This is a genomic window from Variovorax sp. TBS-050B (genome assembly GCF_029893635.1).
In the GTDB taxonomy this organism is placed as follows: Bacteria; Pseudomonadota; Gammaproteobacteria; order Burkholderiales; family Burkholderiaceae_C; genus Variovorax.
Genome location: NZ_JARXYR010000002.1, coordinates 2,936,709 through 2,953,840 on the forward strand (window position 1 = coordinate 2,936,709; position 17,132 = coordinate 2,953,840).

Annotated in this window: 15 protein-coding genes and 1 pseudogene; 4 read left to right on the forward strand and 12 right to left on the reverse strand. The window is 71.1% G+C overall.

Annotated elements, in window-relative coordinates:
- Positions 1-62: 62 nt before the first annotated feature.
- Positions 63-338, forward strand: coding sequence for a type II toxin-antitoxin system Phd/YefM family antitoxin (locus tag M2165_RS16655; RefSeq protein WP_280815707.1), 276 nt, complete (start codon positions 63-65; stop codon positions 336-338).
- Entirely contained in the window at positions 335-655 is a 321-nt protein-coding gene (locus tag M2165_RS16660) for a type II toxin-antitoxin system RelE/ParE family toxin (protein WP_280815708.1), read from the forward strand. Before M2165_RS16655 ends, M2165_RS16660 begins: the two co-directional genes overlap by 4 nt.
- A gap of 16 nt (positions 656-671) precedes the next feature.
- Here the strand turns inward: M2165_RS16660 and M2165_RS16665 are convergent, their stop codons facing one another.
- From M2165_RS16665 to M2165_RS16705, 9 genes and pseudogenes are all read right to left on the reverse strand, one after another.
- Entirely contained in the window at positions 672-1,565 is an 894-nt protein-coding gene (locus M2165_RS16665) for a DUF2272 domain-containing protein (protein WP_280815709.1), read from the reverse strand.
- Between the two features lie 164 nt (positions 1,566-1,729).
- On the reverse strand, positions 1,730-2,530 hold the full coding sequence (locus tag M2165_RS16670; protein WP_280815710.1) for a sulfite exporter TauE/SafE family protein: 801 nt from the start codon (positions 2,528-2,530) through the stop codon (positions 1,730-1,732).
- Positions 2,527-4,050, reverse strand: coding sequence for an AMP-binding protein (locus M2165_RS16675; RefSeq protein WP_280817560.1), 1,524 nt, complete (start codon positions 4,048-4,050; stop codon positions 2,527-2,529). The genes M2165_RS16670 and M2165_RS16675 overlap by 4 nt, the downstream gene beginning before the upstream one ends.
- Before the next feature lie 2 nt (positions 4,051-4,052).
- A complete protein-coding gene (locus M2165_RS16680) occupies positions 4,053-5,495 on the reverse strand; it encodes an aldehyde dehydrogenase family protein (RefSeq protein WP_280815711.1) in 1,443 nt (480 codons plus the stop codon).
- 17 nt (positions 5,496-5,512) lie between these two features.
- A pseudogene (locus M2165_RS16685) lies at positions 5,513-6,506 on the reverse strand (tripartite tricarboxylate transporter substrate binding protein).
- Entirely contained in the window at positions 6,503-7,303 is an 801-nt protein-coding gene (locus M2165_RS16690; protein ID WP_280815712.1) for an IclR family transcriptional regulator, read from the reverse strand. The pseudogene M2165_RS16685 and the gene M2165_RS16690 overlap by 4 nt, the downstream one beginning before the upstream one ends.
- 135 nt (positions 7,304-7,438) lie before the next feature.
- A complete protein-coding gene (locus M2165_RS16695; RefSeq protein WP_280815713.1) occupies positions 7,439-9,163 on the reverse strand; it encodes a cobalt chelatase in 1,725 nt (574 codons plus the stop codon).
- Positions 9,160-10,107, reverse strand: a complete 948-nt coding sequence (locus tag M2165_RS16700) for an AAA family ATPase (RefSeq protein ID WP_280815714.1) — start codon at positions 10,105-10,107, stop codon at positions 9,160-9,162. Before M2165_RS16700 ends, M2165_RS16695 begins: the two co-directional genes overlap by 4 nt.
- Before the next feature lie 38 nt (positions 10,108-10,145).
- Positions 10,146-10,967 (reverse strand): IclR family transcriptional regulator, encoded by an 822-nt coding sequence (locus tag M2165_RS16705; RefSeq protein WP_280815715.1) that lies wholly within the window; start codon positions 10,965-10,967, stop codon positions 10,146-10,148.
- Positions 10,968-11,138: 171 nt separating this feature from the next.
- Here M2165_RS16705 and xsc point away from each other — a divergent pair, with 171 nt between their 5' ends.
- On the forward strand, positions 11,139-12,962 hold the full coding sequence (xsc, locus tag M2165_RS16710; RefSeq protein WP_280815716.1) for a sulfoacetaldehyde acetyltransferase: 1,824 nt from the start codon (positions 11,139-11,141) through the stop codon (positions 12,960-12,962).
- A gap of 4 nt (positions 12,963-12,966) precedes the next feature.
- Complete coding sequence (locus tag M2165_RS16715) at positions 12,967-14,172, forward strand: acetate/propionate family kinase (RefSeq protein WP_280815717.1); 1,206 nt, start codon at positions 12,967-12,969, stop codon at positions 14,170-14,172.
- Here the strand turns inward: M2165_RS16715 and M2165_RS16720 are convergent.
- From M2165_RS16720 to M2165_RS16730, 3 genes are read right to left on the reverse strand one after another with little or no spacing between them, the layout of a single operon-like run.
- On the reverse strand, positions 14,160-15,155 hold the full coding sequence (locus M2165_RS16720; protein ID WP_280815718.1) for a tripartite tricarboxylate transporter substrate binding protein: 996 nt from the start codon (positions 15,153-15,155) through the stop codon (positions 14,160-14,162). The two genes, M2165_RS16715 and M2165_RS16720, sit on opposite strands and share 13 nt — an antisense overlap.
- A gap of 26 nt (positions 15,156-15,181) precedes the next feature.
- A complete protein-coding gene (locus M2165_RS16725; protein ID WP_280815719.1) occupies positions 15,182-16,192 on the reverse strand; it encodes an Ldh family oxidoreductase in 1,011 nt (336 codons plus the stop codon).
- Complete coding sequence (locus M2165_RS16730) at positions 16,189-17,118, reverse strand: hydroxyacid dehydrogenase (protein WP_280815720.1); 930 nt, start codon at positions 17,116-17,118, stop codon at positions 16,189-16,191. Before M2165_RS16730 ends, M2165_RS16725 begins: the two co-directional genes overlap by 4 nt.
- Positions 17,119-17,132: the final 14 nt, after the last annotated feature.

Genomic DNA, 17,132 nt, shown 5'->3' on the forward strand with positions numbered 1-17,132 from the left:
CCCGACTTCGATCGAACTGAATTCGAACCATAATCGGTCCGAATCTTCGGAAGGATCGCGACATGAAGCTCTCCACGCAAGTCAAACCCATCAGCTACCTCAAGAGCCATGCGGCCGAGATCGTCAAGGAACTGTCGGAAAGCCGCGAGCCGATGCTGATCACCCAGAACGGCGAGGCGAAGCTCGTCGTGATGGACGTGCGCTCCTACGAAGAGCACGAGGAAACGCTGGCGCTGCTCAAGATCCTCGCCCTGGGCCATCGCGAGATCGAGCAGGGGCAGTTTCGCTCCGCGGCCGAGGTGTTCGCCGACCTCGATGACGAGGAAGACAAGGCATGAGGGTCGTCTTCCTCCGTTCCGCGGAGGCAGACCTGCAAGACCTGCGCGCCTACGTCGTGAAGAACTTCGGGGCGGGCACCTGGTCGACGAGCTACCGGAAGCTCAAGGACGCCGTGGCCCTGATCGAAGCGCATCCGCTGTCGGGCAAGGTGCCCGACGAGTTCCGGAACCTGAACATCGCGCAGTACAGGCAAATGCTCTCGGGCATGAACCGCATCATCTACGAGGTGCGGGACGACACGGCCTACATCCATCTGGTTTGCGATACCCGAAGGGATCTGAAAAGCCTGTTGATGAAGCGGATCGTGCGGGCCTGAGCCTCGCCTTGGATCGTCAACGCCACTGCAGCAGCAACGACCACGGCTGCCGGCTCATGTGCCGATCGACGCAGCCCGTGCAGCCTTCGACGAAGTAGCTCGGATCGAGCACGCGCGTGCCCGGCGCGAAGTCGAGCCGGCGTGCGGTGACCGACTGCAGCACGTTGCCGCCGATGGCCCCGAAGCCGCGCGCGTCCACCTTCACCACCACGTCGCAGTGCATCGGCAGGGGCTCGCCGCCCGTGGGCCGCGTCGCGAGCACCGCGCCGATCGCCGCGAAGCTGTCCGGCGCCGGGCGTGCGCCGCGCGCGTGGCAGACGAGGTCGCCCACGCGCGGCGCCGTGCGCGCGATGTCGCAGGCGCGCATGGCGTAGCGCGTCCCGCCGCCCGCGGCTTCGGCGGCGCCTGCCTGCCATGCGGCGCCCGCGTAGTCGACATGCGCTTCGGAGAACGCGAACTCGCCCGCGCCCAGGCCGGCCTCGCGCGCGAGCCAACTGACGAAGGCGGCCGACCACGGCGTGTCGATCACCGCGACGCGGTTCACGGCAGTGGCCGCCGCGCGCAGCTCGGCCGCGTCGAGGCCCTGGTCGGGGCCGACGCCCAGGCCCTGCAGCCGCGTGGCGCTGGCCTGGTTGAGCGCCTGCAGCAGCAGCGTGCGGTCGGCCGGGCGCAGCGCGCCGAAGCGCACCAGCGAAGGCAGCCGCGCACCGGGCCGATCGACCGCCTGCCAGTAGCCGAGCACGCGCTGCCATGGCGCGGGCGCGAAAGCCGCGGCGCGTCCGTCGTCGGCCTCGGCGCGGCCCGATTCGACGAGCCGGCCCTCGGCGTCCATGGTCTGCTCGCCGAAGGCGAGGTGCTCGCGCTGCGCCGCGGCGGCCATCGCGAGCGCGCGTGCGGGCGGCGGCTGCATGGCGGTGTCGTGGCAGACCGACGCCATGGCCGCGGGAGCGAGCAGCAGAAGCGGCGCCCAGCGCAGAAAAGAAAGAGGAAGAACCGGCATGCAGCCCGCAGCATAGCCAGCCGGCGACGGCGCCGTGCCGGACCTGCGCCACGCGCCGTCGTCACCGCCGCGGCTCAGCCCCATGCCAGCGCCGCGATCGAACGCAGCACGCTCACCGCCGCCAGCACGATCAGCAGGTTCAGCACATGGCGCCGAAACTGCGCCGGCGACACCCCGCGAAACGAGCGCTGCCCCCACCAGATGCCCGCGAGCATCGCCGGCGCGAGCCAGAGCGCCCAGCGCACGGTGTCGGTGCCGAGCAGCTGGCCGGCGGCGTGCGGGCCGGTGGGCATGAGCGCGGCGCTCGCGAGCGACACCAGATCGCTGAAGAGCAGCAGCGCGATCATCGTGGCGCGCAGCGTCGCTGGCGGCATGGCGGTGGTGCTCAGCAGCACCGCGAGCGCGATGCCGCCGATCGCCGCCACGCCGTTGATGAAGCCCGAGACCAGCCCGGCCGCGAAGCGCACCGCGCGCGTGGGTACCAGCGCGGCCCGCGCGCCCGCACGCAGCAGCAGGGCCGCGGCCATCAGCAGCGCGCCGATCAGCAGGCGCAGCGGGGTCTCGGGCAACCAGGCGAGCAGCGCCACGCCGAGCGGGATGAACAGCAGGTTGCCGAGCACGAGCCAGCCGAGCCACGGCATGTCGACGTCGCGCGAGATGCCGCGCAGCTGGCTCAGGCTCGCGAGCACCTCGAGCATGAAGATCGCGGGCACCACGAGCGCGGGCGAGATCACCAGCGACATGCCCGCCACCGTGATGGCCGAGAAGCCGAAACCCGCGAAGCCGCGCACCACGCCGGCCGCGAACACCACGCAGAGGCTGTAGGCCAGCAGGACCGGCGAGAGCGGCGGAACCAGCAGTTCGGCGGCCGTCATGCCTCGAACAGCGGCAGCAGCTTGAGCCGCTGCACCTTGCCCGAGGGCCCGCGCGGCAGCTCGGCCACGAAGCGGTAGTGGCCGGGCGCCTTGTAGCGCCCGAGCGCGGCGGCGGCGAAGGCGCGCAGCTCGTCCTCGGTGCAGGCGCAGCCTTCGCGCAGCACGACGCACACGCCGATCTCCTGGCCGTAGTGCCGGTCGGGCACGCCCACGGCCGCGGCATCGCGCACCGACGGATGCTGCAGCAGCGCCTCGTCGATCTCGCGCGGCGCGATGTTCTCGCCGCCCTTGATGATCAGTTCCTTGATGCGGCCGGTGACGAAGAAGAAGCCGTCGCTGTCGCGGTGGCCGAGGTCGCCGGTGCGCAGCCAGCCGTCGGGCGTGAAGCTGGCGCGCGTGGCCGCGTCGTTCTTGTAGTAGCCGCGCATCACGTGGGGCCCGCGGATCGCGAGCTCGCCGGTGTGGCCGTCGGGCACTTCGGCCAGCGCCGCGTCGATCACGCGCGCCTCGCAGCCCGAGGCGCGGCCGACGGAACCGAGCTTGCGCCGTGCCGGGTCCATCGGGTTCGAGAAAGAAGGCGCGGCGGTCTCGGTGAGCCCCATGGTTTCGACGATGCCGATGCCGAACTTCTGCTCGAAGGCGCGGTGGTGCTCGGGCGGCAGCGCGGCCGAAGCCGAGCGGCAGAAGCGGATCGCGGCGGTCTGCGCGCGCGCAGGGGACGCGCCTTCGAGCAGGTACGAGATCATCGTGGGCACCACGTTGATCCAGCTGCACTGCGTGGCCGCGGCCTGTTCCCAGAAGCGGCCGGCCGAGAACTTCGGCGGCATGGCCAGGCTGCCGCCGTGCGCGAGCGGCGCGAGCATGGTCACGCAGAAGGCATTGATGTGGTAGAGCGGCAGCACCGCGAGCACGCGGTCGGCGGGACCGAGCGCATGCTCCGCGCTGATCGCATGCGCGTTCGCGGCCAGGTTGGCCTGCGTGAGCATCACGCCCTTGGGGTTGCCGGTGGTGCCCGAGGTGTACATCAGCAGCGCGACGTCGTCGGGCGAGGGCGCCGCCGTCGGCGCGCTGCCGTCGCCTTCGCGCTCGCCGGGCAGCGCCGGCGCGTCGGCATCGACCACGAGGAGGTCCACCGGACGGCCCGCATCGACCAGCATCGTGCGCACGCGCTCGGCCCATTCGGGCGCGACGCAGACCACGCGGCAGTCCGAATGCAGCAGCACGTAGCGCATCTGCTCGGGCTGCGACAGCAGGTTGACCGGATGCACGACGAAGCCCGCATGCATCGCGCCGAGCAGAAGCCGCAGCGTCTGCAGGCCGTTGGGCATGACCAGCGAGACCGTGTCGCCGCGCCGCGCGCCCGCGCGCTGCAGCACCGCCGCCACGCGCCGGCATCCCTCCGCCAGCGAGCCGAAGTCGATGACCGTGCCGTGCTCGGTCGACAGCGCGTACACCGCGCGCGGATGGTGCGCGGCTGCGCGCTCGATCAGGCCGTGGACGGTGTCGCTGCCGGCCGCCATGCTCACTGCGCTCCGTACTGTGCGAAGAAGTCGCCGAAGATCTCTTGCTCGCTCGGCACCCGCTCGGGAATCGGCCGCGACACGCGCGTGATGTTGAGGTAGTGCCGGTAGTTCATGTTGTCGGAGAAGTTGTTCCTGCCCCAGGTGCCGCAGCCCATCGAGAGCGAGAACGGCAGGCCGTTGTCGAAGCTGCCGCCGGTGGCGATGCAGTGCGCCTGGTCGACGATCACGCGCGAGACGGGCAGCGTGTGGCCGAGCGCCATCGCGCGTTCCGGAACGGCGCTGTGCAGGCCCACCGAGTGGCCCGCGCCCTGGTGGGCATAGATGCGCTCGACGGTCGCGGCCGCCTCCGCGAAGTCGCGCGCCGCATAGACCGCGAGCACCGGGCTGAGCTTCTCGCCCGAGAACGGATGCGCCTCGCCGAAGCCGTCCTCGGCGACCATCAGCACGCGCGGCTTCGCGGCCGCGATCGCGAGCCAGGCCTCGCGCCCGGCGCCGTCCTGCGCCGCCGCGCGTTCGGCGATCGCCTGCGCCGACTGGCCGATGACCGCGGCCGAGAGCTTGCCCTCGGGCCACATCAGCGCCTGCAGCGTGGCCTTCTGCGCGGTCGCGAGCATCACGGCGCCGCGGTCCTTGAGCGCCGCGAGCATCTTCGCGCGCACCGCATCGACGATCACCAGGCTGTTCTCCGACGAGCAGCTGGTCGCGTTGTCGAAGGTCTTCGACAGCAGGATGCGGTCGGCCGCGGCTTCGACGTCGGCGGTCTCGTCCACGATGCCCGCCACGTTGCCCGCACCCACGCCGAAGGCCGGCGTGCCGCTCGCGTAGGCGGCGCGCACGTTGGCCTGCGAGCCGGTGGCCACCACGAGGTCGCACAGCCGCATCAGCTCGGCCGTCGCCTGCTTGTTGACCGGCGGGGGCAGCAGCTGCACCAGGTCGCGCGGCGCGCCGATGCGGTCGAACTGCCGGTGGATGAATTCGATGAGCCGCGCCGCGGTCGACCAGCCCTTGGGCGAGGGCGCGACGATCACCGCGTTGCGCCCCTTGATCGCGTTGATGATCTTGTTCGCCGGCGTCGCGCCCGGGTTGGTCGAGGGCGTGATCGCGCACACCACGCCCACCGGCCGCGCGATCTCGACGATGCCGCGCGCCGGGTCCTCGGCGATCACGCCGACCGAGCGCGCGCCGCGCAGGTCGCGCAGCAGGCCGAAGGTCTTGCGGTGGTTCTTGCGCACCTTGTCCTCGACGTTGCCCACGCCGGTGTCGGCCACCGCGAGCTCGGCCAGTTCGCGGTTGCGCGCGGGCTCGATGATGGCCCAGCCCGCGGCCGCCACGGCGGTGTCGGCCTGCGCCTGCGACCAGCCGTCGGCAATGCGCTGCGCGGCGCGCGCGCGGGCCACGAGTTCGGCGATGGGAGAGGAGGGGGAGGGTTGGGCGTTTTCCATGAGATGTCCGTCTGTGCTCAGTCCACTTTGATGTTGGCTTCCTTGGCGAGCTTCTGCCAGCGCACCAGTTCGGTCGCGACCACCTTGCCGAGCTGCTCGGGCGTGCCGCCCACGCCTTCGCTGCCCTGGGCCAGCAGCTTGTCGCGGATCTCGGGCTCCTTCACCACGGTGTTGATCACGCGGTTGAGCCGATCGATCGCGGGCTGCGGCGTCTTCGCGGGCACGAAGACCGCGTACCAGGAATCGACGTCGAAGTCGGCGATGCCGGCCTCCTGCATCGTCGGCACGTCGGGGAAGGCCGCGCTGCGCTTGGTGGTCGAGACCGCGAGCGCCTTGAGCTTGCCGGCTTTGACGAACTGCGCGGCGGCGGGGATCGACACCCACAGCAGCGGCACCTGTCCGCCCATCACGTCGGTCACGGCCGGGCCGCCGCCGCGGTAGGGAATGTGCGTCATCTCGGTGCCGGTGCGCAGCTTCAGCAACTCGCCCGCGAGGTGACCGGGCGAGCCGTTGCCGACCGAGGCGAACGAGAGCGCACCGGGCTTGGCCTTCGCGAGCTTCACGAGCTCGGCCACGGTGTTGGGCGCGAACTGCGTGTTGGCCACCAGGATCTGCGGCAGCGAGGCGACCAGTCCCACGGGGGCGAAGTCGCGCGCGGTGTCGAACGAGAGCTTGGTGTAGATCGCCGGGTTGATGGTGTGCGATGAGAGCGTGAAGAGCACCGTGTAGCCGTCGGGCGCCGACTTGGCGACGATCTCGGTGCCGATGGAGCCGGCCGCGCCGCCGCGGTTGTCGATCAGCACCCGGCTGGCCCAGCAGCGTCTGGAAGCGCTCCTGCACGATGCGCGCGATCACGTCGGTGCCGCCGCCGGGCGGGTAGGGCACCACGAGGCGGATCGGCTTGTTCGGATAGTCGGCGCCGCCCTGTGCCTGGGCGGCGAGCGGAAGCGCAAGGCAGGGCAGCGCGGCGGCCATGAGCACCGCGCGCATCCAGGGGGCGAACGTCTTCATTCGAGTCTCCTTCTCTTGGTGGTAGCGGGTGCGGCCGCGGATGCGCCGGGCCGGTAGCCGAGCGTGGCGCTGGCGTCGCGTGCGCAGGCCAGGGTGTGCTCGGCGAGCGTGCGTGCCTGGGTGCGCGCGAAGCGGATCGACGGCACGCTCATGCCGATGGCGGCCACCGCGTGGCCGCGCGCATCGAACACCGGCGCGCCGAGGCCGCAGACGCCGAGGCGCCATTCCTCGCGGTTCTCGGCGTAGCCGCGCGCGCGGGTGCGCTCGAGCTCGGCGTGCAGCGCCTCGAAGCCGGTGATGCTGTGCGGCGTGTGCGCCTGCAGGGTACCGAAGAGTTCGCGCAGCGCGGATTCGTCGAGCCGGTTCGCGGCCAGCAGTGCCTTGCCCGCGGCCACGCAGCAGGCCGCGGCGCGCCCGCCGATGCGCGAGTAGGCGGCCACGGGCAGCGGGCTGTCGAACTTGTCGAGGTACACGATCTCGGGTCCGTCGAGCACCGCGAGGTGGATGGTCTCGCCCGTGGCCTGCGCGAGCGCCGCGAGGTGCGGCCGCATCAAGGCGCCGAGGTCGGCCGCCTCCGAGACCAGGGCGCCCAGTTCGAACAGGCGCAGGCTCGGGCGGTAGGCGCTGGTGGCCGGGTCCTGCACGGCCCAGCCGCATTCCACCAGCGTCTGCAGCGTGCGGTGCGCGTTGCTGCGCGCCATGCCGAAGGCCTGCGCCAGCTCCGTCACGCGGCAGTCGCGCTGCTGGCGCGTCATCCATTCGATGGCCGCAAGGCCCTTGGCGAGCGTGGAATCCATGAGACCTTTCGCGTGTTCCAAATATTGGAACGTGGTTCCCGGATGTGAAACGCAATGTAAGGACGCGGCTTTGCCTTTGTCAATGGGGATTCGGATGTAGTTCCAAATGCCTCATGGCATCCGGCACGCAGGCGTTCAGCGCCGGTGGCGTCCCGCCATCAGCGCGACTACCTCGCGGAACAGGGCGTTGCCGCGGGCATTGGCGAGGTCGAGCACATGGCTGCGGCTGTAGAAGGGGCTCAGGTCGAGCCCGACGCCGATGCCCGCGATCTCGATGTCGCGCTGCTGCTCCTGCCGCGCCACCACGTCGCGCAGATGGTGGTCGAGGTAGTGCGCGTCGTTGGCGAGGTTCGTGGCGCTGTCCATCGGCGAGCCGTCGGAGACCACGAGCAGCAGCTTGCGCGCCTCGGTGCGCTGGCGCAGCCGGGCGCAGGCCCAGTCCACCGCCTCGCCGTCGATGCCTTCGCGGAACAGGTCGGCCTTGAGCAGCGCGGCCATCGCGGGCCGTGCGCGGCGCCAGGGCGTGGCCGCGGCCTTGAAGACGATGTGGCTGCGCTCGTTGAGCCGTCCGGGGTGTGCCGGCCGGCCGGCGCGCACCCATTCGCGGTGCGCGCGACCGCCGTTCCATGCGCCCGTGGTGAAGCCCAGCACTTCGTTCGCCACGCCCGCCTGCTCGAGCGCGCGCGCGAACACGTCGGCCATCATCGCGACCGCTTCGGCATGCGCCTTCATCGAGCCCGAGCAGTCGATCAGGAAGCTCACGACGCAGTCGGCCACGGGCTCCATGCGCTCGGTGCGGAACAGGCGCCGCTCGGTCGGCGAGGCGATCAGCTGCGCGAGCCGCCGGCCGTCGATCAGGCCTTCCTCCTGCGCGCCGTCCCAGCCGTCGCGCTCGGGCGCGGCCAGCAGCGCACGCAGTTCGCGCGCGAGCCGCGCGATGTTCACGCCCTGCGCGGCGATGCGGCGGTCCAGCGTTTCCCGATGGCCCGCGAGCACCTCCTTGCGCGCGAGCGCGGCGGCATCGTGCTCGCGGTCGTGCACGGTGGTGAAGACGCGGTAGCTGCCGCCCGCGCCGTCGAGCACCGCGCTGCGGCCGGACTCGGCGGTGGTGAAGCGCTCGATGATCTCCTCGTCCATGTCGGCCACCAGCGCGAAGACGCTGCGCTTGTCGTCGACGTGCGGGTCGCGTGCGGCTTCGGTCCCGTCTTCGCCCGCTTCATGCAGCATCCGGGCGACGGTGCGCGCGATGGCGAGCGCATGCACCGCATAGGCGGCCTGGTCCGCGCGGTCGCGGCGCAGGCCCGCGAGCGCATGGCCGATCAGCGGCGCGAGCGCGAAGCGCGTGGCCTCGAGCATGTCCTCGGTCTGTTCCACCACCTGCTCGCCCGCGACGCGCGCGCGGCAGATCTGCGCCACCGCATAGAGCAGCAGCCCGCGCGCGGTGTCGGTCAGCCCCGAATGGTGGAAGCCCAGCGACCACTGTTCGTGGCGATGCCGCAGGTTGTGCCGCATGCCGGGCATGGCGTCGGGGGCGAGCGCCTCCACGCGGAACTGCTCGAGCATCTCGAACAGCATGCGCTCGACCGCTTCCTCGGGCCGCAGCCGCGCGTGCAGCGCCGCATCGGATTCGACCAGCCGCAGCGCCAGCCCGTCGGCCACGCCGCGGAAGGAGCCGAAGTCGTCGTGCTCGGGCGAGGGATGCAGGTGCGGTGCGAACCACGGCAGCGCGACGCGTCCGCGGTGCAGCCTGCGGCCGCGGAAGTGCAGGTCGCGCTCGCCGCTGAAGGCGCGCACCACGCCCGCGCAGAGCTCGTAGATGCGTTCTTCCTGCCGGGCCCGCTGCTGCTGCGCGTCGGTCATGGCGCCTGGTCGAAGCAGCGCTGGAAGTATTCGGCGACGAGCGGCCGTTCGGCCTCGTCGCACTTGTTGACGAACGAGAGCCGGAACGCGAGCGCCGGGTCCTTGAAGATCTCGATGTTCTCGGCCCAGGTGATGACGGTGCGCGGCGACATCAGCGTCGACAGGTCGCCGGCCGCGAAGCCCTGGCGCGTGAGCGCGGCCACGGCCACCATCTGCGCCACCATCGCACGGCCCGCGTCGCCGGCGAGCGAGGGCACGCGCGCCTGCACGATCGCGATCTCCTCGTCGGGCGGCAGGTAGTCGAGCGAGGCCACGATGTTCCAGCGGTCGATCTGCGCATGGTTGAGCCGCTGCGCGCCGTGGTAGAGGCCGTTGAGGTTGCCCAGGCCCACCGTGTTGGCCGTCGCGAACAGGCGGAAGAAGGGGTGCGGGCGCAGCACGCGGTTCTGGTCCATGAGCGTGAACTTGCCGCCCTGCTCGAGGATGCGCTGGATCACGAACATCACGTCGGGCCGGCCCGCGTCGTACTCGTCGAAGATCAGCGCCACGGGCCGCTGCAGCGCCCAGGGCACGATGCCCTCCTGGAACTCGGTGACCTGCTGCCCCTCGCGCAGCACCACCGCATCCTTGCCCACGAGGTCGAGCCGGCTGATGTGGCCGTCGAGGTTCAGGCGCACGCAGGGCCAGTTGAGGCGCGCGGCCACCTGCTCGATGTGCGTCGACTTGCCGGTGCCGTGCAGCCCCTGCACCATCACGCGCCGGTCGCGCATGAAGCCCGCGAGGATCGCGAGCGTCACGTCGGGGTTGAAGCGGTACACCGCGTCGATCTCGGGCACATGGTCGTCGCGCTCCGTGAACGCGGGCACCTGCAGCGGGCTGTCGATGCCGAACACCTCGCGCACGCTCAGCATCCGGGTGGGTCGGTGTTCGGCAATGTCGGTCACGGCGGGCTTTCGCAAAAAAAGAAGAGAAGGAAGGGGACTCAGGCCTGCGCCGGCCCGGAGCCCGCGTCGGCGTCGATGCGGCTCAGTGCGCGCGCGGCTCGCTGCAGCGCGGGCAGCAGCGCGCGTGCCTTCGCGGCATCGAGCCGCATGACGGGCGCCTGCACCGCGATGCACAGGTTCGAGGGTGCGCCATCGCCCGAAGGCACGAGTGCCGCGATGCACAGCAGGCCGGGCAGGAATTCCTCGTTGTCGATCGCATAGCCGTCCTTGCGCACGCGCTGCACTTCCTTCTCGAGCGCGGCGGGATCGGTGAGCGTCCTCGCGGTGTAGGGCTCGAGCGGCGCGTTCGACAGCAGCCGGCGCCGCTGCGCGGGGCTCATCTGCGACAGGAACACCTTGCCGCTGGCCGAGCAGTGCACCGGAACGCGCGAGCCGGAATGCAGGTAGAAGCGCAGCGGCGCCGCGGTCTCCACGCGGTCGAGGTACACCACCTCGCTGCCCGACAGGGCCGTGAGGTTGCAGCTCTCGCCGATCTCCTCGACGAGCTGGCGCAGCACCGTGTGGCGCGCGCCGTGCAGGCTGTCGTTGAGCAGCAGGTTCTCGGCCAGCCGCCGCAGCCGCGTGCCGATGCCGTAGTGCCGGCCGTCGCTCTCGCGCTGCAGCAGGCCTGCGCCTTCGAGCTGCTGGAGCATGCGGTGCAGCGTGGGCTTGGGCATGCCGGTCTCCTCGACCAGGCCCTGCAGCGAGTAGCGCTGGTCCTTCGCCGCCATGACTTCGAGCAGCCCGAACAGCCGCATGGTGGGGGTGTCGGCCGCGGCCGGTTCCGGCAGTTCGGCAATGGGCGCTTGGACGATCTTCATGGCGCGGATCATAGTCTTTTCACAAAAAACAAGACATGTTGTCTCGTTTTCTGTAAATTGTTTGACGCCGCAGCCTGCGCGACCTATATTCCGCGAACACGAAATACGGAACGGAATGTTCCGGCTTTCGAGACGCCGCCATCCGCACCACTTCTTCAGGAGACGCCTTCCATGAGCCAGAAGCAACCCGCCGCCGCCCCCCGCGAAGCCGTCACCGGCGTGCAGAAGATGACGCCTTCGGAGGCCTTCGTCGAAACCATGGTCGCCAACGGCGTGACCGACATCTTCGGCATCATGGGCTCCGCCTTCATGGACGCGATGGACATCTTCGCGCCCGCGGGCATCCGCCTGATTCCGGTGGTGCACGAGCAGGGCGGCGCCCACATGGCCGACGGCTATGCGCGCGTGTCGGGCCGCCACGGCGTGGTGATCGGGCAGAACGGCCCCGGCATCAGCAACTGCGTGACGGCGATTGCGGCCGCCTACTGGGCGCACAGCCCGGTCGTGATGATCACGCCCGAGACCGGCACCATGGGCATGGGCCTGGGCGGCTTCCAGGAAGCCAACCAGCTGCCGATGTTCCAGGAGTTCACCAAATACCAGGGCCACGTGAACAACCCCAAGCGCATGGCCGAATACACCGCGCGCTGCTTCGACCGCGCCATTTCCGAGATGGGGCCGACGCAGCTCAACATCCCGCGCGACTACTTCTACGGCGAGGTCCAGTGCGAGATCCCGCGCCCGATGCGCGTGGAGCGCGGCGCGGGCGGCGAGAACAGCCTGAGCGCCGCGGTCGAGCTGCTGGCCTCGGCGAAATTCCCCGTCATCCTCTCGGGCGGCGGCGTGGTCATGGGCGATGCGGTGGAAGAGTGCAAGGCGCTGGCCGAGCGCCTGGGCGCGCCCGTGGCCAACGGCTACCTGCGCAACGACTCCTTCCCCGCGAGCCATCCGCTGTGGGCCGGCCCGCTCGGCTACCAGGGCAGCAAGGCCGCGATGAAGCTGATCGCGCAGGCCGACGTGGTGCTCGCGCTCGGTTCGCGCATGGGCCCGTTCGGCACGCTGCCGCAGCACGGCATGGACTACTGGCCAAAGGACGCGAAGATCATCCAGGTGGAGGCCGACCACACCAACCTCGGCCTCGTGAAGAAGATCACCGTCGGCATCCACGGCGACGCCAAGGCCACGGCCAAGGAACTGCTCAAGCGCCTGCAGGGCAAGACGCTCGCCTGCGACGCCACCAAGGCCGAGCGCGCCGAGAAGATCAAGTCGGAAAAAGCGGCCTGGGAGAAGGAGCTCGACGAGTGGACGCACGAGCGCGATCCCTTCAGCCTCGACGTGATCGAGGAAGCCAAGGGCGAGAAGACGCCCACCGGCGGCACCTACCTGCATCCGCGCCAGGTGCTGCGCGAACTCGAGAAGGCCATGCCGCCGCGCGTGATGGTCTCGACCGACATCGGCAACATCAACGCGGTGGCCAACAGCTACCTGCGCTTCGAGGAGCCACGCAGCTTCTTCGCGCCGATGAGCTTCGGCAACTGCGGCTATTCGCTGCCGACCATGATCGGCGCCAAGTGCGCCGCACCCGATCGCCCGGCCGTGGCCTATGCCGGCGACGGCGCCTGGGGCATGAGCATGGTCGAGGTCATGACGGCCGTGCGGCACGACATTCCGGTGACCGCGGTGGTCTTCCACAACCGCCAGTGGGGCGCGGAGAAGAAGAACCAGGTCGACTTCTACAACCGCCGCTTCGTCGCGGGCGAGCTCGAGAGCGAGAGCTTCGCCGGCATCGCGAAGGCCATGGGCGCCGAGGGCATCGTGGTCGACCGCATCGAGGACGTCGGCCCGGCGCTCAAGAAGGCCATCGACATGCAGATGAACCAGAAGAAGACCTGCGTGATCGAGATCATGTGCACGCGCGAGCTCGGCGATCCGTTCCGCCGCGATGCGCTGTCCAAGCCCGTGCGCTTCCTCGACAAGTACAAGGACTACGTCTGACCGCATGACCGACCAGCTGCTCACGCTCAACGCCGGCTCCTCGTCGATCAAGGTCGCGCTGTTCGACGCGGGCGCGGCCGACGGCGCGCTGCCCGTTGCGCACTGGTCGGGCCAGGCCGACGGGCTCGGCGGCGGGCTCGACGCCCGGCTGCGCGTGCGCGACGCGGAAGGCCGCACGCTGCACGATGCGAAGCTCGACGAAGGCGAGGCGCGCACGCACCAGGGTGCACTCGCCGCGCTGCTCGACTGGCATGCACGGCAGCGCGGGGGCGGCCGCATCGCCGGCGTGGGCCACCGCATCGTGCATGGCGGCATGGACTTCGTCGCGCCGGTGCGCATCGACGACGCGGTGCTCGACGGGCTTGCCGCGCTCGAACCGCTGGCGCCGCTGCACCAGCCGCACAACCTCGCGGGCGTGCGCGCCGCGATGGCGGCTTTCCAGGGTGTACCGCAGGTGGCCTGCTTCGACACCGCCTTCCATGCGGTGCAGCCCGCGCTCAACCGGCGCTTCGCGCTGCCGCGGTCGCTGCACGACGCGGGCGTGCGGCGCTACGGCTTTCATGGGCTCTCGTACGAATCGATCGTGCACCAGCTGGCGCGCGAGGCGCCCGAGCTCGCCGAGGGCCGCGTGATCGTCGCGCACCTGGGCAACGGCGCCTCGATGTGCGGCATGGCGCAGGGGCGTTCGATCGCCACCACCATGAGCTTCTCGCCGCTCGACGGCCTGACCATGGGCACGCGCTGCGGTCGCCTCGATGCCGCCGTGGTGTTCTATCTGCAGCGTTCGCTCGGCATGTCGCTCGACCAGGTCGAGAAGCTGCTGTTCCGCGAATCGGGCCTGCTCGGCATGTCGGGCGTCTCCAGCGACATGCGCGCGCTCGAAGCCTCGGCCGAACCCGCCGCGGCCGAGGCGGTCGCGCACTTCGTCGAGCAGGTGGTGCAGCACATGGGCCTGCTCGCGGCGGCGCTGCGCGGTCTCGATGCGATCGTGTTCACCGGCGGCATCGGCGAGAACGCCGCGGGCCTGCGGGCGCGCGTGCTCGAAGCCTGCGCGTGGCTCGGCGTCGAACCCGATGCGGCGGCCAATGCGGCCGGCCGGCCGAAGATCTCGACCGCCGCGAGCCGCATCGGCGCCTGGGTGCTGCGCACGGACGAGGAAGCGGTCATCGCGCGGCATACCGCGCGGGTGCTGGACGCTCAGCTCGGCTGAATATCCGCCGCCTTGATCACCTGCGCCCAGCGCGCGATCTCTTCCGTAAGAAAGGGCGCGAAGCGGTCCGGCCCGCGCGCATCGATCACGAAGCCCTGCTGGCGCATGCGCTCGTCGAGGCCGGGCTGCGCGAGGATCTTCAGCACTTCGGCGCCGAGCTTCTGCACCGCGGTATCGGGCGTGGCGGCCGGCGCCATGATGCCGGTCCAGTTCTCGACCTGCAGCTCGGGCATGCCGGCCTCCGCGGTGGTCGGCACCTCGGGCAGCAGCGCATAGCGTGCCTTGCTCGCGATCGCAAGCGCGCGCAGCTTGCCGGCCTTCACGTGCGGAATGGATTCGGGGATGTTCGAGAACACCACGTCGAGTTGGCCGCCGATCAGGTCGGTCATGCAGGGCGCGCCGCCCTTGTAGGGCACATGCTGGATGGCCGACTTGTTGAGGCTGTTGAAGAGCGCGAGCGTGAGATGCGGCGGCGTGCCGCTGCCGCTGGAGCCCGCATTGAGCTTGCGCTCCCTGGCCGCGGCGATCAGGCCCTTCATGTCGCGGATCGGGCTCGCCGCCGGCACCACGATCAGCATCGGGCTGCCCGCGAGCAGCGCCACCGGCCGCAAATCCTTCTGGAAATTGAAGGGCGACTTCGGGAACAGCGTGACGTTGGCCGCATGCGTGAGCGTGATCGCGAGCAGCGTGTAGCCGTCGCCGGGCGCCTTGGCCACCACGTCGGCGCCTATCTGGCCGTTGCCGCCGGGGCGGTTGTCGATCACCACGTTGAGCTTCCAGCGTTCGCCGAGCTGCTGGCCGATCTGGCGCGCCATCGCATCGGTGAGCCCGCCGGGCGGAAAGGGCACCACGTAGCGCAGCGTGGCGTCCGGCTTCGGATAGTCGCCGCCCTGTGCGCGCGCGAGCGCCGGCCACAGTGCGGCACTCATCGAACCCGCCGCAGCCAGGGCGGCGGTCCCTTGCATCCAATCGCGTCTTTTCATCGTGGGTCTCCTGTTGTTGTCGCTCGTCATGCATCGCGCCCGTGCGCGCGCAATGCCTCGGGCACGTCGATGCCCTCGGCCTCGGCCGCGAGGCGCAGCCGTTCGCGGCGCGCACCCGGCAGGCGCACGCCCTCGTCGCGCATCATCTCGGCCACCAGCACCTCGACGCGGTCGAGGTAGCTGGCCGAGCCCGCGAGCGCACCGGGATCGATGGCGATGAAGACCTGGCCGATGCGCGGCCGGTTGCCTTCGTCCTCGAAGAAGCTCGACGCCTCGAAGCCGAACTGCGCGCCGATCAGCGCGGTGACCAGCAGCTCGACCACCAGCGCCAGCATCGCGCCCTTGGGGCTGGTGGCGGCGCCGATCGGCAGCATCGATCCGGCGAGCGCGGCCTGCGCATCGGTGGTCGGTCGCCCGCCGCGGTCGAGCGCCCAGCCGGTCGGGATCGGCCGGCCTTCCTTCGCAGCCATCATCACCTTGCCGCGCGCCACCTCCGACAGGCTCAGGTCGATCATCAGCGGCAGTGCGCCGCGACGCGCGAACACCGCGGCCACCGGGTTGGTGCCGAAGACCGGATGGCGCCCACCCGCGGCCGGCATCGCCGCGGGCGAGTTCGCAAAGCCCAGGCCGACCATGCCGGCCGCGGCCACGGGACGCAGATGGTCGACCACCACGCCGCAGTGATGGCTCGCGGTGACGCCCGCGATGGCGATGCCGTGCGTGCGTGCGCGGCCGATCGCCTCGGCCACCGCCATCTCGCAGGCTTCGAAGGCCAGGCCCTCGTGCGCATCGATCAGCACCGCGCCGCCCCGGGCGTGCCGCACCGTGGGCCGTGCCGCGCCGTTCACGCGGCCGTTGCGCAGGTGGGTGGCGTACTGCGCGACGCGGCCGAGGCCGTGCGAGCCCAGCCCCTGCGCCTCGGCGAGCACCAGCGCGCGCGCCGCGGCCGCGGCCATCGCCTCGTTCGCGCCGGCGGCGCGCAATGCGCCGGCCACCACCTGGCGCGCCTGCGCCAGCGTCATCCGCACGGCCGTCATGGCGCGAGCGCCTCCAGCACGCGGTCGGCGATCAGGCCGCTCACGCGCTCGTTCGATTCCGCGGTCACGCCGGCGATGTGCGGCGTCAAGAGCAGGTTCGGGCAGCCCTCGAAGTGCGGGCTCGCGGCGAGCGGCTCGGCATCGAACACGTCGAGCGCCGCGCCGCCGAGCCGGCCGGCGCGGAGCGCCCCGGCCACCGCCTGCTCGTCGACGATGCCGCCGCGCGAGGTGTTGACCAGCACCGCGCCGTCCTTCATGGCCGCGATGCGCGCGGCGTGGAACAGGTTGCGCGTGCCCTCGACCAGCGGCACGTGCAGGCTGACCACGTCGCTCTGCGCGAGCAGGGCCTCGAGCCCGAGCGGCTGCGTGCGCGCGGCGGCGAAGGCCGGATGGCCGGCGTCCATCATCGCGTCGAAGGCCACGGTGCGCATGCCCAGCGCCTGCGCGAGCCGCGCGGTCAGCTGGCCGATGGCGCCGAAGCCCACGAGGCCGAGCGTCTTGCCCGCGGTCTCGCGGCCGTTCGAGAGCGCGGTGCGCGGCCAGCGGCCGGCCGCCACCTCGGCGGTCGAGGCGTAGGCACCGCGCAGCAGCAGCATCGCGCTCGCGATCACGTACTCGGCCACGCTCAGCGCATTCGCGCCCGTGGCCGGGATCACGCGGATGCCGCGCGCCTCGCAGGCCGCCACGTCGATGTTGTCGAGCCCGACGCCCAGGCGGCCGACCACCTTGCAGTGCGCGAGCGCCGCCAGCAGTTCGCCGCGCACCTGCGTGCGGTTGCGCACGATCAGCGCCCGCGCGCGGCGCGCCTCGTCGAAGAGCCGCGCGGGGTCGTCGACCAGCGCCGGGTCGTAGTGCACGTCGTGCTGCGCGCGCAGCCGCTCGACGGCCGCGGCGTCCATGAACTCCGCGATCACGATTCTCTGCATGATGCCGCTCCGGC